Raw genomic sequence first — 14,021 nt, 5'->3', positions numbered from 1 at the left:
ACAGGTAAACGGTAGTGTATGGTAGGGGCCCTCTGTCCCTCGGTGCGCTTATAGCCTACCGGCTCCCATTATTCTTATTTTCAACTTCTTATCTACCATCCGATGGCAAGCAACGAGAAAAATTCCAATGAAGAGCTGCAGAACGAACACAACCGCACGCAGCAGCAGGTAGCCAATACCGGCAACAATGCCCCGCGCCCCGAAAATGTGGGCGGTGTAAGCGTGCAGCAACAGGGCGCCAACCCGCTCACTTCCTCGCCCGACCCGGAAGGTGACCACGGCGGAAACCGCGGTGGCAGCCAGAATGACGGCCCCAAAAGCGCTAAAGGCAGCAGCAACCGCGGCGGCCAGCCCGGCGCCGACCAGAAAAATGACGGTGGCGGCGCAGATGCCGAAAATGCCGACCAGACCAAGAACACTACGGCCTACAATACCGAGTATTCCAACGCCCGCTCGGCCCCCAGCTCGGCCAACGATGGCGGCAAAATGGGCGACGCCGATAACCCGGTCTAAACAGGTCCGTAGTAGTATTACCTCCAAATTCTGATTCCCAGATCAATGAAAGATTCCCCTAAAGAAAACCAGCCCGCCGGGGCCGCCGATATGGTTGCCGATGGTGCTGGTGCAGCTGCCCAGCAGTCCGATTCGCAGTCCACTGCCGAAGGCAATCCTGAAGCCGGTATCCCCGAAAGCACCCAGGAAGATATGGGCGACGGCACGGGCATCCGCGGTGGCTACGGTAACAGCGACCAGACCAACGGCCTCGAAGGCGGCCCCGAGAAGCCTTCCAAGTAATTTAACGGTCTGTATTAAGAAAACACCCGGCCCGCACCACGAACGTCTGTTTCGTGGGTGCGGGCCGGGTGTTTTTTGACCTACCTTCCGTTCGTTTCAGTTACTTGCTACCGTATTCCGGCCATCTATGCGCTACCTGTTTCTCTGTCTGCTCTTGGCTGCAACCCGCGCGGCGTGCGGCCAGAACCCGCTGCCGCGGCTGCTGCGCACCGACCCGACGCTGGCGGCCGTGGCCCGGCAGGCCGGCAAGCATCGCCTACAGATTCTGTACACCCAAATCAGGCGCGATGCGCAGGGCCGGCCGCACTTTAGGTCCTTTAGATACCGGCTGCGGCCCGGCGAATATTTCTATCCGGCCAGTGCCATTAAGCTGCCCGCCGCCCTGCTGGCCCTTGAAAAGCTCCACAACCTACGCCAGACCCAGCCCGAGCTGCGCAGCAACGCTCCGCTCCGCATAGCGGCCGCCGGCTGGGGCCAAACGCCGGTGGAGCACGACAGCACCAGCGCCGATGGCCGCGCCAGCCTGGCGCACTACGTGCACAAAATGCTGCTGGTAAGTGATAACGATGCCTATAACCGCCTATACGAATTCGTGGGTCCGGCCGGGCTGAACCAGGGCTTGCGCGCCCACGGCCTGCGCCGCACCGTGCTGCGCCACCGCCTTTCGGTGGGCGACCAGGACTCCACGGCCCGCCATACCAACCCGCTGGCCCTGTACACCGATACCACGCTGGCCCGGCCGCTATACCTGCAGCCGGCCGCCTATTTTGGGGGCCGCTGGCCGCGGGGCGCGCGCCGGGGCCGCCACATCGGATCGGCTTATCTGGAGGGCCAGCAGCGCATCAGTCAGCCACTCGATTTCAGCACTAAAAACGCCACTACCCTGGCCGATTTGCAGCGCAGCCTGCAGCTGGTATTCTTTCCCGAATCCGTGCCGCCCGCCCAGCGCCTGCGCCTCGATTCGGCCGACCGACGACTCGTACTCAACAGCCTGCACCAGTTGCCCCGCCAAAGCCGTTATCCGCGCTACCGGCCAGCCGATTACCCTGATAACTACGTTAAGTTTCTGCTGGCTGGCGGCCCTGCCGGGCCGCTGCCAGATGGCGTGCGCATTTACAATAAAATAGGGCTGGCCTATGGCTTTCTCATCGATAACGCGTATATCGTCAACCCTGAAACCGGCGTCGAATTCATGCTCAGCGCCGTCATCTACGTGAACTCCAACGGCGTACTCAACGACGATAAATACGACTACGATTCCGTTGGTTTTCCGTTCCTGCGCCGTCTGGGCGAGGTTGTGTACGAACACGAGAAAAGTCGCGTGAAATAAGCTGTTAGCCGTTAGCTTTTCGGCAGATTGCAGATTGAAGAACATAAAGCCCACGGCCAATAGCTCTCAGCTACAAGCTTAAAAGGATGCGCAACCCTCACAATCTCCCGCTAATCTGGTCCGTAGAAAAGTACCGGGCACAGGTGGCCGCCGACCCTGACCAGGAAATGGTAGATCTGGCGGTCTGGGTGCCCGGCCTCGTGCTGGACCTACGCTACGCCACCGCCGACAACCTGGCTGGCCGGCCGCTTTACACCCGCGCTCAAGCCCTGGCACGCCGGCCGGTGGCTAATGCGCTGGCCCGGGTGCAAGAGCGCCTAGCTGCGCATGGCGTGGGCCTGTGCGTGTACGACGCCTACCGGCCCTACCACGTAACGCGCGCATTCTACGAACTGATTGGCGACGAAAACTTTGCCGCGCCGCCCTGGCGAGGGTCGCGCCACAACCGCGGCTGCTCAGTCGATGTGGGGCTGGTGCAGCTCGGCACCGGCCAGCCCCTGCCGCTACCCACCGACTTCGATGAGCTAACGCCCGCCGCCCATGTCGGCTATGCTGATCTATCGGGCCACGTGTTGTTCAACCGCAGCCTGCTACTAGCTGCCATGGGGTTGGATGGTTTCCAGAACTACCCCGCCGAGTGGTGGCACTTCGACCACCCCCGTTGGCCCGAGTTCGACCTGCTGGATTTGTCGTTTGAAGAAGTGGGTTTATGAGCAGCTTCAGCTGGTAGCTTTTAGTCTATTCCCTTCAATGAAAGCTAATAGCTTACTCATAACGCCAGTCCCAGCTGCTGGCCTATCTGGTCTTCCTGGCTTTCGAGGGTAGAGAGGGTGATGCCCAGCAGGCGCACGCCCAGCGGCATGGGTAATAGCGCCAGCAGCAGCTCGTGGGCCAGGCGCTCGGCCTGCTCGCGCTGCTGGAGCGGGGCAAACAGCGTGCGGCTGCGGGTTATCTGCTGGAAGTCGGCGTACTTGACTTTGAGCGTGAGCGTGCGGCCGCGCAGGCCCAGGCGCTCGGCGTGGCCCCAGGTAGTGGCCAGGCAGGGCACAAGGCGGGCCCACAGGTCGTCGTAGCTGGTCAGGTCGTGCTCGAAGGTGGTTTCGGTGCCGATGGATTTGCGCACCCGATCGGGGCGCACGGGGCGCGGGTCTTGGGCGCGGGCAATAAGGTAGTAGTGCCCACCGGCCTTGCCGAAATGCTGCCGTAGAAACGCCTCCGACTGCTGCCGTAAATCGAGGCCCGAGAAGATGCCGAGCCCGTTGAGCCGCGCCGCTGTGGCCGGCCCAATGCCGTGAAACTCGCCCACTCGCAGCTGTTCCACAAATGCCAGCCCCTGCTCGGGCCGGATAACGAACTGGCCGTTGGGCTTGCGGTAGTCAGAGGCCAGCTTAGCCAGAAACTTATTGTAGCTAATGCCCGCCGAAGCCGTCAGCTGGGTCTGGCGCAGGATTTCGGCCCTGATTTCGCGTGCCACCTGGCTGGCCAGCACCACGCCCTTCAGGTTCTCAGTTACGTCGAGGTAGGCCTCATCCAAGGAAAGCGGCTCAATGAGGGGCGTGTACTCAGCAAAAATGGCCCGAATCTGCCGCGACACTTCCTTGTACACTTCAAACCGTGGCTTCACGAACACCAACTCGGGGCAGCGCCGCCGTGCCAGCGCCGACGACATGGCCGAGCGCACCCCGAACTGCCGGGCTTCGTAGCTGGCCGCCGCTACCACGCCCCGCTCGCGCGAGCCGCCCACCGCCACCGGCCGCCCCCGCAACTCGGGCTGGTCGCGCTGCTCCACGGAAGCATAAAAGGCATCCATGTCTAGGTGAATAATCTTGCGGTTTTCGGCGGCGGGCTCCACCCTGCAAAGGTACTAAGGTGCCTTCTTGAAATAGGTAGTGCCCGGCTCCAATCGGGGCAGCAGCGGCTCCAGCTTCATTTGGCGGCGCCGTTGGTCCACGTTCTGCAAATCGGCCGTAGTAAACAGCGAATCAATTTCAAGGCCCGAAGCCCGCACTATGCGGCCAAACTGCGTGCCGTACCGTTGCGGCTGACCCTGGTTCATGAGCGCCCGGTCGAGGTAAGTGGCGTAGCTGGCCGGATGCAGTTGGCCGGCATCATACAAATCCTGAACCTTCGGTAGGTAGCGCACTTGCATCGAATCGGGGGCGTGCTGCAATAGCAGAAACGAGGCCTTGGGCTCAGCCTGCGCCAGCACCTGCCAGCCAAGGCGCTGCTCTAATTGCTGAAACTTGTGTAGCCGTACCGAGTCGCGCCGGAGCAGCCAGCGGTTGGCCGTATCGGCCGCCACCGAGCGGAAGCCATGCTGGCGGAACACGGCAAAAATTGTCTGGCGGTCCTGCTGGTCGGCTTGGCGTAACGAATCGAGCGTGGCCGTGAGGATAGGTGGGGGGCCGTTGCCAACGGAGCGGGTGGGAGTGGGGGTGCAGGCGGCCAGCAGGCCCAGAGCAAACAAAAAGCCGTACCGAAGCATGAGTGAATATACTGCTTGTAGTAGCTGGTCGGACCAGTGAGTCAAAGATGCCATGTCTGAAGGGATACCATACATGCCGCTATTCGCTTTCTGACTCCTTTCTTAATCCTGTATCGGTGCTACCGGGGGCACGGCGACCAGTTGGCTCGGCTTGGGCTTGCGGCTCACGAGGAATACGCCCAGGAAAATCAGCAGGGCTTGGCCGGCCCGGTCCCAGGTGAGGTGGTCTTTGCCCAGGCTTACGGCAATAAGCACGGCCAGCGCGGGCTGCAGGTAGATGTAGGCCCCCAACAGGGCGGGCGAAGCGTATTTCAGGGCCCAGTTGTTGAGCAGGTAGGCCATAATCGTGACGCAGACGACCATGTAGGCAATGGCCGCCCAGATGCCGGGCGGGAAGCTGGCGTAATCGGCCGTAGTAGCCTGGTGCCAGCCGGTGGGCACGGCCAGCACTGCGCCCACCAGGAAGATGCGTTTGAGCACTGTGAACGGGTGGTATTTGCGCATCAGCGGCATCACAATCACCAAGTAGATGCCGAAAGATGTGGCGTTGAGTAGAATATAGATGTCGCCCAGCAGCTCGCTGGGGGCGCCGGCCACTACCGGGCCGCGGCTGAGGATGATGCTGGCCGCGCCCAGCCCGGCAACGCCCACGCCCAGCACCCGGCGTAGCGTCAGCTTCTCGCTCAGCAGCCAGGCCGAGGCCAGCACCGTCACGACCGGCGCAATGGTCTGGATGAGCGAGGCGTTGATGGGCGAAGTCAGGTTGAGGCCCGAGAAGAATAGCAGCTGGTTGAACCCGATGCCCAGCAGCCCGCTTGCCACCGAGCGCAGGTTGTCGGCGCGGCCAATTATCCGGTCGTGGGGCGCGGCCAGGCGGTGGGCGATGGTAAAGAACAGCGTGGCACCCGTAATGCGCAGCAGCACCAGCCCAAACGGGCCCATGTAGCGCGGCATTACGTCTTTGGAAATGCTGTAGTTGGCCGCGTAAATCAGGGCCACCACAAACAGGGCCGCGTGGACCTTAACGGAAGTTTTCATTTCTTTTTGAGCTTCAGGCTGCAAGCTACAAGCTGCAAGGTCGTTGAACGATTTTGCGCACGATAATGGGCGGTGGTAGCAACGTAGGATTTCGCGTCTCGTCGTTACTGACGCTGCTTACGTGGGCCGTTCAACGACGAGACGCAACATCTTGCGCCTTTGTCACCCGGTAGCCTCCCGCCCGAAGCTTGTAGCTTGCGACTTAAAGCTTGCAGCTTAAAAAAAATGACTGGTTCCCTTTTCGATTCTGACCCCGCGCCCAAACCCAATCAGCCCGCCCAAGCCGGCGTCAATGCCCCGCTGGCTGAGCGCATGCGGCCCCGTTCGCTCGAAGATTATGCGGGCCAGCAGCACCTCATCGGGCCCGAGGGCGTGCTGCGGCGGTATCTGAGCGCCGGGCGGTTGCCTTCGCTCATTCTGTGGGGGCCGCCGGGCGTGGGCAAAACCACGCTGGCCAACCTGCTGGCCGCCGAGCTGGGCAAACCTTTCGCCGCGCTGAGCGCGGTGAATGCGGGCGTGAAAGACGTGCGCGAGGTAATCGAGCGGGCCAAGCGCCAGCCGGGCACCCTGCTGTTCATCGACGAAATCCACCGCTTCAGCAAAAGCCAGCAGGACGCGCTGCTCGGGGCCGTGGAGCAGGGTGTGGTTACGCTTATTGGGGCCACCACCGAAAACCCGTCGTTCGAGGTGATTCCGGCCGTGCTGAGCCGCTCGCAGGTGTATGTGCTGGAGCCGCTGGGCAAGGACGTGCTCACTGGCCTCGTGGACAAAGCCCTGGCCGAGGACGTGGTACTTAGCCAAAAAAAGGTGCGGGTGCAGGACTACGGTGCCCTGCTCACCATCTCGGGCGGCGACGCGCGCAAGCTGCTCAACCTGCTCGATATTGTGGTGGAAGCCACCCGCCCCGACCCCAAAACCGGCGAAATCGTGCTCACCGACACGGGCGTGCAGCAATTGGCCCAGCAGCACCTGGCGCGCTACGACAAGGGAGGCGAGATGCACTACGACGTTATTTCGGCCTTCATCAAAAGCATCCGTGGCTCCGACCCCAACGCGGCGCTCTATTACCTGGCCGTGATGCTCGAAGGCGGCGAAGACGTGAAGTTCATTGCCCGCCGGCTGCTCATTTTGGCCTCCGAAGATGTGGGCCTGGCCAACCCCAACGCCCTGATTCTGGCCCAGAGCTGCTTTCAGGCCGTCACGGTTATCGGGCTGCCCGAGTCGGATATTATTCTGGGCCAGACGGTGGTGTACTTGGCCACTTCGCCCAAAAGCAACGCCAGCTACAAAGCCATAAGGGCGGCGCGGGCACTGGTGCGCCAGCAAGGCGTGCAGCCGGTGCCGTTGCCGCTGCGAAACGCCCCCACCAAGCTGATGAAGGAGCTGGATTATGGCAGCCAGTACCAGTATTCGCACGATTTCCCCGGCCACTTCGCCTACCAGGAGTTCCTGCCCGAAGCCCTCAGCGGCACCACCTTCTACCAGCCCGCCGACAACCCCGCCGAAACCAAAGCCCGCCAGCGGCTGCGGGAGCTATGGGGCGATAAGTACGGCATGTAGGGGCGGGGCTTGTTACCGCCCGCCGTTAAACGATTTCCGGCGTTACTGTTCCAGCGGCGGGCGCGGACAAGCCCCGCCCCTACGTCGTTCCGGCCGCCAAACGGGCTGTTGGTTGAATAGCCGGCGGTGCGGGCTCGGAGCGCCTATCTTTGTTACCAGACCTTACTTGTCCTACCTACTTTCATGCGACAGTTCTTTAAATACGTGCTGGCTACCATCGTCGGCGTTATTGTGCTCAGCATCGTTAGCACCCTGCTGCTGCTCGGGCTGATTGCCGGGCTGGCTTCGTCCGACAAAACCATTACCGTAGCCAAAAATTCGGTGCTGGAGCTCAAGCTCGATAAGCCGATTGGCGAGCGGGGCTTCGATAACCCATTGGCTGGTTTCACGGGTGGGCAAACCAGCACCCTGGGCCTGCACGAGTTGAAAACCGCCATCCGCCGCGCTACCAAGGACGACGACATCAAGGGTATTTTCCTGAATCTGGAGCTGGTGCAGGGCGGCATGGCCTCGCTGGAGGAAATCCGCCACGAGCTGCTGGAGTTCAAGAAAGGCGGCAAATTCATCGTGAGCTACGCCGATGCGCAGTCGGAGAAGAGCTACTACCTGGCCTCGGTGGCCGATAAGCTCTACCTTAACCCTCAGGGCACACTCGAATTCAACGGCTTGAGCTCGGAGCCAACCTACTTCAAGGGGCTGTTCGACAAGCTGGGCGTGGACGTGCAGATTTTCCGGGTCGGCACTTACAAAAGCGCCGTCGAGCCTTACTTCCGCACTAGCATGTCCGACTCGGCGCGGCTGCAAACCTCCACTTTCCTTAACTCGCTCAACAACGCTATGCTGGCCGATGTGGCCGCCAGCCGCAACATCGCGCCGGCTCGTCTGAAGGTGATTTCGGACTCGATGATGGTGCACAACGCCGACGATGCCAAGCGCCTGAAGCTGGTAACCGACTTGGGCTACTACGACCAGGCTACTGATTATATGAAGGGCAAGCTGGGCCTCAAGAAAGACGCCAAGCTCAGCCTGATTGACCTGGGTGACTATGCCAAAAACAACGAGGACGAAGTGGGCACGGGCACCGATAAAATTGCCGTGGTATACGCCGAGGGCGACATCGTAACCGGCAAGGGTGGCAACTCCAGCATCGGCAGCACCCGCTTCGCCGAGGCCATCCGCAAGGCCCGCCTCGATGATAAAGTGAAGGCCGTAGTGCTGCGCATCAACTCGCCCGGCGGCTCCTCCTTGGCTTCCGATATTATTTACCGTGAGGTGATGCTGACCAAGAAAGTGAAGCCGGTTATTGCCAGCATGTCGGACGTGGCGGCTTCGGGCGGCTACTTCATTGCTATGGGCTGCGATACTATTGTGGCCCACCCCACCACCATCACCGGTTCGATTGGCGTGTTCGGCGTGCTGCCCAACCTAGGGCCGTTTTTGAGTGATAAAATTGGTATTACCACTGACCGCGTGAAAACCGGCGAATTCTCCGACTTCCCCACCATCACGCGGGCCCTCACGCCCTACGAGACCCAGCAATTTCAGCAGGAAATCAACCGTATCTACGCCGACTTCACCACCAAAGCCGCCGCCGGCCGCAACATGCCCGTCGAGCGCCTGCGCCGGTTTGCTTCGGGCCGGGTCTGGTCGGGCACCGATGCCAAAGCCCGCGGCCTCGTAGACGTGCTGGGCTCGATGGACGATGCGCTGCGCATTGCCGCCCGCCGCGCCAAGCTGAAGGAGGGCGACTACCGCATTCAGCAGCTGCCCCGCCAGAAAACCTTTGCTGAGGAGTTGATGAGCTCCTTTGGCACCGAAGCCCGGATGCGGGCCGTGAAAGAGGAAATGGGCCCGTTCTACCCGATGTACGTGCAGTACAAGCAGCTCTCGGAGATGCGCGGCGCCCAGGCCCGCCTGCCATTCGAGCTGAACGTGCGGTAAATGTTGGTTTTTGGCGTGTAGATAAAACGTCATTCAGAGCAAAGCGAAGAATCTCGTTTGCTGACATTGCAATAGTAACTAAGCGTTACGCTTACTTTTGCAACGTCGGCAAGCGAGATTCTTCGCATTGCTCTGAATGACGTTTTATCAAAAATCAGCATGCAGCAACTCCACGAAGCCACCGCCTACCTCCAGAAAACCCTGCAGGACTTCCGGCCCGAGGCGGGCATTATCCTGGGTACCGGGCTGGGCGCGCTGGCCAATGAAATTGAGGTGGCGCACCGCTTCAGCTACGCCGATATTCCGCACTTCCCGGTTTCGACGGTGGAAAGCCACGCCGGCGAGCTGCTGGCTGGCACGCTGGCGGGCAAAAAGGTGCTCGTCATGCACGGGCGGTTCCACTTCTACGAGGGCTACTCCATGCAGCAGGTTGTGTTTCCGGTGCGCGTGATGAAGCTGCTGGGCATCCGTAACCTGTTCGTGAGCAACGCTAGCGGCGGCCTCAACCCCAACTACGACTACGCCGACCTGATGCTGCTCGAAGACCACATCAACCTGCAGCCCACAAACCCGCTGGTGGGCCAAAACCTCGACGAGTTAGGCTCGCGCTTTCCCGACATGATGGAGCCCTACGACCTGCGCCTGCTGGCCCTGGCCGAGGAGGCCGCCCGCGACCTGGGCCTGAGCCAGTATATGCGCCGCGGCGTGTACGCCAGCTTGCCCGGCCCCATGCTCGAAACGCCTGCCGAATACCGCTACCTGCGCACCATCGGGGCCGATGCCGTGGGTATGAGCACGGTACCCGAGGTAATTGCCGCCGTCCAGATGGGCCTGCCGGTGCTGGCCGTGTCCGTCATCACCGACCTGTGCGCGCCCGACAAGCTCAAAAAGGTGAACATTGCCGACATCCTGCGTACCGCCGCCACGGCCGAACCCCGCCTCACGGCCCTCATCAAGGCTGTGCTGGCGAAGCTGTAAGGTTGCTGATAAAGCTGCCGTTGCCAACAGTGCGCTAACCACGCAAAAAGCCCCTGACGTCCGTGCTGCGTCAGGGGCTTTTTGCGTGGTTAGCGTACTGTTGGCAACGGCCTTACCGGACTGTTTTGAACAGATATATTTCCAACTGGCCGGCTTTATCGGGGCGGGAGAGGTACAGGTTTTCTGTGTTGACGCTTGCCACGGTGAAGTTCTGCGGGTCGCCCTTGTGGTCGATGAGGTTGAGCTGACGGTTGTCGGGGTCGGCGAGCTTCCAAGTGCCGGCCATTTCCGAGCTGTCACTAAGCAGGATGCGGCGGTAGCTGCCATCGGAGGCGAAACGGAGCGCGAACCGGTCTTTAATGGCGCCGCCTTCGGTAACTTGGCCGGCGGCAGAATAGGCACTTAGGTACCAGGTGCTGGTCTGGGTGAGGGAGGTAGTTGTAATCGGAGGGGTAAGGGGCTGAACGCAGCACTCTTTTTCGTCGCAACTGCCCAGCGTGAGGGCTAGCGCCGCCAGGGCCGGGAATAGAAAGCGTTTCATAGAACGAGTAGGAAGGTGGAAAACTGCTCCCAGGAGTGCAACCAGCCGGGAATTGGTTGCATATAGTACTTTTGGATAGCTCTTCTCAATAAGGCTTCCGTAAAAAGAAAACACCCGCCAATAGCGGGTGCCTTCCTGCATATCTCCACAACCAAACTGGGAGAAAAAAAGTAAGGCCGCCGGTTGCAGCCAGCCAGCCTTCCACCAAATACTTAGCGAATAGTAGTCGGAAACACCACCTCCACGTCGGTGCTGCCGGGCGCGAAGGTGCCGTTTTTGGCACCGGGCTGGTGGCGCAGCGTGACTTTAAGCGTACCCGTAGTCGTGCCCGTCGTAACCACCCGGGTTTGCAGGCCCAGTTCCAGGTTGTTCTGGTCGCGGTCGGTGCGGGTGATGGTCAACAGGTTGGCCGGAGCCGGTTCAAATACCAGCAGGTGCTCATCGGCTTCGGCCCGCACCTCGGCCGAGATGTCGGTGGCCGGGTTTTTGGTTTCGTCGAGCAGCGTAACGACGCCGGTGTAGGTAGTGTTGGGAGCCAGGTTCAGGCTGCCGATAACGGGTGCGGAGCCCCCGTCGCCATCCAGGTCGCGGTAGCTCACAGTTACCGGTGACCCGCCGCTCAAGGGGGTCAGCGTGTAGGTGATAGTTGTGATTTGCTCGTTATCCTCGTCGGGCGTGGGGTCGTCATTATCCGAGCAGGCGCTGAACAGGGGCGCGGCGGCCAACATAGAAAGCATCAATAGGCGGGCGGGGGTGTGCAACAGGTTTTTCATGGTAAAAAGGAATAAAGGGTGAAGTTTTGAAAAGGAGTCTTTAAAAAAAGCAAGGGTCGAAATCCTGTGCTACCAAACTGTCAGCCAACAACTCAGAAAGCCAGCGGCACACGCACGCGTAGCGTCACGTTGCGGCCCATCTCGTCGGCGAAGTAGCGGTAGCGGTTGAGGTAGTCGCGGTAGCGGTGATTGAGCAGGTTCGAGCCGGCCACGCTTACTTCGAGCGGCAGGCGGCCCCAGTGCAGCGTGGTACCGGCTTGCAGGCCCAGCAGCGCGTAGCCGGCAGGCGGCGTCTTGTAGTCGCGGGCGGCGTAGTTATCGGGTACGCGGGTCTGGCGGGCCACTGCGCTGCCGCTTAGCTGCACGTAGCGCTGGCTCAGGCTTCCGCCCGGCTGGTCGGCAAAATCATAGCGGACTGATGCTTCGGCCCGGTCGGCCGGCATCAGAATCTGCCATTCATCAGCGCGGGTGTCGCGGGCGCGCAGCACCGAGCCCTTGGCCGTCAGCAGCCAACGCGGGGCCAGTTGGTAGCTGCCCGTCACATCAGCGCCGCGCAGCGTGGCATCGGTTTGTTGGTACTGCCGGCTGATGAGCGCCCCCCGAATGGTAACTACGGGCGGTAAAATGGGTACCTGGTAGATGAAGTCGGTGATGCGCGTCTGGTAGACTGTGATTTCGCCGTTCAGGCGCGGATTGTTGTGCCAGGTGGCCGTCAGGCCTACGTTCAGAGCCGTTTCGGGTACCAGCGCACCGTTGCCGGGCACCAGGTCGTAGCCCAGCTCGTACTGAGCATTGTGCACGCCGTCGCTGAACCGCTCGTTGGCGGCCGGGGCGCGGCGCGTTAGGCCGGTAGCCAGGTTGAGTGTCAGGTGAGCGGTTGGGTCGAAGGTGGCTCCCAGCGAGGCGGCCGGGGTGGTGTACTGAAACCGGCTGCGGTCCACGAAAAACACGCCGTTAGCGTCCCGGTCGCCGCGCCGCACCTGTAAGTCGCGCCGGTCGAGGCGGGCCCCGGCCTCCAGCAGCCACTTGTCTTTCTGCCAGCGTTCAATCCAGAAAGCTCCTCCACTTGTACTGGTATAAAACGGAATGAACTGCCGGCTGCCGGGTGCGTAGCGGTTGGCCTGATAGGTGCCGGCCAACCCCACGCTACCCGTAAAATTGCGCCAGGACCGGTGCTCCCATAGTAGCTCGGCGGTGCTGGTGCGGTTGGTATAGCTGAGCTCGGGCAGGTTGCGGGCCGCCAGGTTATTGTTGCGCGGGCGGTTACGGTCGTACTCGTCGCGGGAGTCAATCTGCTGGCCCAGGGTAACCGACAGCCGGCCCGCCGAACCGGTGCGTATGAAGCCCGTGAGTCGGCCCAAATCGTGGCGTACCTGCTGGTAGGCCCGGTTTATGGTGTAGCTGAACCCCCCGGTTTCCAGGGGCCGGGCTCGGGCAATGGCCCGCACCAAGTCGGAGGGGTTGCCCACCTCAGCAGCCGGCAAAATCCCGAGTTGGGTGCGAAACTGACTGTAAAATACATCGAGCCCGTAGCTGTCTTTGCGCCAGCCGGCGGCGGCCGAAAAGCTGTATTCTGAGAATCCGGAGTTGCGCAGGTAGTAGCCGGGCGCCCGCATAGTACCGGCCCGCCTAGCCGTACCCTGCACCCGCCAACTGAGGGCCGGCAGCCGGTGCAGGTTGCCTTCCAGCATCCCCGAAGCAGCCCCCATGCCGTTGTTGCTCATGCCCACTAAGTGCAGTTCGGCCCCGGTGCCGGCCGAGTCGCGCAGGGGCTTGGTCTCCACCAGCACCACGCCCCCAATGGCGTCGGAGCCATACCGGACGCTGGCCGCGCCCTTCACCACCGTCAGGCGGGAGGCACTGAACGGGTCGATTTCGGGGCCGTGGTCTTGCCCCCATTGCTGGCCTTCCTGCCGCACTCCATTATTGAGGATGGTGAGGCGGTTGGAGTGCAGCCCATGAATCATTGGCTTGAAAATGCTCGGACCCGTCTGAATGGCTGTTACGCCCGCAATATTCTGCAGCGCCTCGCCCAGCGTTTCCCCGCGGGTTTGTTGCAACTCCTGCCCGCTTAGCGTGGCCGTGGGCTGGCTCACGGGGGCTGTCACCCGCTCGCCGCGGATATTGGCTCCGCGCAACATAACTGCATTAGGGTGCAGCTGAAAGTCGCGTACTACGGCCCGGTCCACGCGTAGCTCGGTCGTTTCGGGTTCGTAGCCCACAAACGTTACCTGTACACGATAGACGCCCGGGCAGAGGTGGAAATGAAAGTTGCCCGCGTTATCGGTTTGGGTAGCCTGCTGGGTTTCGAGCAACACTACTGTTGCGCCCGGCAGGTCGGCCCGCGACTCGTGGTCGGCCACGCGGCCGCTCAACGACAGCGCGCAGGCCTCGGCCGGAGCCTGCACCTGGGCCTGGGCTGACGGCCGTGTGCCAGCCATGCCCAGCACGAGCAGTAGGCTCAGCCACAGCCGGGGCAACTCCGGGCTGCCCGGAATTCGGATACGCATGAAATAGGGGAGGAAAGCCGGGGAATATAAAACCGGCCGTCGGGGGAAGCAGGGCTCCAGATAAAGCGTG

At 61.6% G+C, this 14,021-nt stretch carries 13 protein-coding genes; 7 read left to right on the top strand and 6 right to left on the bottom strand.

The window, feature by feature from the left end; all coding sequences use genetic code 11:
- Positions 1–102: 102 nt before the first annotated feature.
- The 4 genes from HW556_RS03125 to HW556_RS03110 all read left to right on the top strand — a co-directional run bounded on the left by HW556_RS03125 (position 103) and on the right by HW556_RS03110 (position 2,838).
- On the top strand, positions 103–513 hold the full coding sequence (locus HW556_RS03125; RefSeq protein ID WP_176897875.1) for a hypothetical protein: 411 nt from the start codon (positions 103–105) through the stop codon (positions 511–513).
- A gap of 45 nt (positions 514–558) precedes the next feature.
- On the top strand, positions 559–795 hold the full coding sequence (locus HW556_RS03120) for a hypothetical protein (RefSeq protein ID WP_176897873.1): 237 nt from the start codon (positions 559–561) through the stop codon (positions 793–795).
- 127 nt (positions 796–922) lie between these two features.
- Positions 923–2,125: a serine hydrolase gene (locus tag HW556_RS03115; RefSeq protein ID WP_176897871.1), complete on the top strand. Its 1,203-nt coding sequence runs from the start codon at positions 923–925 to the stop codon at positions 2,123–2,125.
- Between the two features lie 86 nt (positions 2,126–2,211).
- Positions 2,212–2,838, top strand: a complete 627-nt coding sequence (locus HW556_RS03110) for a M15 family metallopeptidase (protein ID WP_176897869.1) — start codon at positions 2,212–2,214, stop codon at positions 2,836–2,838.
- 56 nt (positions 2,839–2,894) lie between these two features.
- On the opposite strand, the gene dinB is transcribed toward HW556_RS03110, so the two are convergent.
- Genes dinB through HW556_RS03095 form a run of 3 tightly spaced genes read right to left on the bottom strand, consistent with a single transcriptional unit; the run spans position 2,895 to position 5,648 of the window.
- Positions 2,895–3,977, bottom strand: coding sequence for a DNA polymerase IV (dinB, locus tag HW556_RS03105; protein ID WP_176897867.1), 1,083 nt, complete (start codon positions 3,975–3,977; stop codon positions 2,895–2,897).
- 12 nt (positions 3,978–3,989) lie between these two features.
- Positions 3,990–4,664: a DUF6624 domain-containing protein gene (locus HW556_RS03100; RefSeq protein WP_176897865.1), complete on the bottom strand. Its 675-nt coding sequence runs from the start codon at positions 4,662–4,664 to the stop codon at positions 3,990–3,992.
- Between the two features lie 48 nt (positions 4,665–4,712).
- On the bottom strand, positions 4,713–5,648 hold the full coding sequence (locus HW556_RS03095) for a DMT family transporter (protein WP_176897863.1): 936 nt from the start codon (positions 5,646–5,648) through the stop codon (positions 4,713–4,715).
- A gap of 312 nt (positions 5,649–5,960) precedes the next feature.
- Here HW556_RS03095 and HW556_RS03090 point away from each other — a divergent pair, with 312 nt between their 5' ends.
- The 3 genes from HW556_RS03090 to HW556_RS03080 all read left to right on the top strand — a co-directional run bounded on the left by HW556_RS03090 (position 5,961) and on the right by HW556_RS03080 (position 10,127).
- Positions 5,961–7,208, top strand: a complete 1,248-nt coding sequence (locus HW556_RS03090; RefSeq protein ID WP_176897966.1) for a replication-associated recombination protein A — start codon at positions 5,961–5,963, stop codon at positions 7,206–7,208.
- Positions 7,209–7,391: 183 nt separating this feature from the next.
- Entirely contained in the window at positions 7,392–9,149 is a 1,758-nt protein-coding gene (gene sppA / locus HW556_RS03085) for a signal peptide peptidase SppA (RefSeq protein ID WP_176897861.1), read from the top strand.
- Positions 9,150–9,308: 159 nt separating this feature from the next.
- Positions 9,309–10,127, top strand: a complete 819-nt coding sequence (locus HW556_RS03080) for a purine-nucleoside phosphorylase (RefSeq protein ID WP_176897859.1) — start codon at positions 9,309–9,311, stop codon at positions 10,125–10,127.
- 112 nt (positions 10,128–10,239) lie between these two features.
- Here the strand turns inward: HW556_RS03080 and HW556_RS03075 are convergent, their stop codons facing one another.
- The 3 genes from HW556_RS03075 to HW556_RS03065 form a co-directional block, all read right to left on the bottom strand.
- Complete coding sequence (locus tag HW556_RS03075; RefSeq protein WP_176897857.1) at positions 10,240–10,668, bottom strand: hypothetical protein; 429 nt, start codon at positions 10,666–10,668, stop codon at positions 10,240–10,242.
- A 212-nt stretch (positions 10,669–10,880) separates the two neighbouring features.
- Positions 10,881–11,441 (bottom strand): hypothetical protein, encoded by a 561-nt coding sequence (locus HW556_RS03070; protein ID WP_176897855.1) that lies wholly within the window; start codon positions 11,439–11,441, stop codon positions 10,881–10,883.
- Between the two features lie 92 nt (positions 11,442–11,533).
- Positions 11,534–13,951 (bottom strand): TonB-dependent receptor, encoded by a 2,418-nt coding sequence (locus tag HW556_RS03065; RefSeq protein WP_176897853.1) that lies wholly within the window; start codon positions 13,949–13,951, stop codon positions 11,534–11,536.
- Between the last annotated feature and the right edge of the window lie 70 nt (positions 13,952–14,021).

It is taken from the genome of Hymenobacter terrestris (genome assembly GCF_013377905.1).
GTDB lineage: Bacteria > Bacteroidota > Bacteroidia > Cytophagales > Hymenobacteraceae > Hymenobacter > Hymenobacter terrestris.
This window is presented reverse-complemented; position numbering and strand designations above follow the sequence as displayed.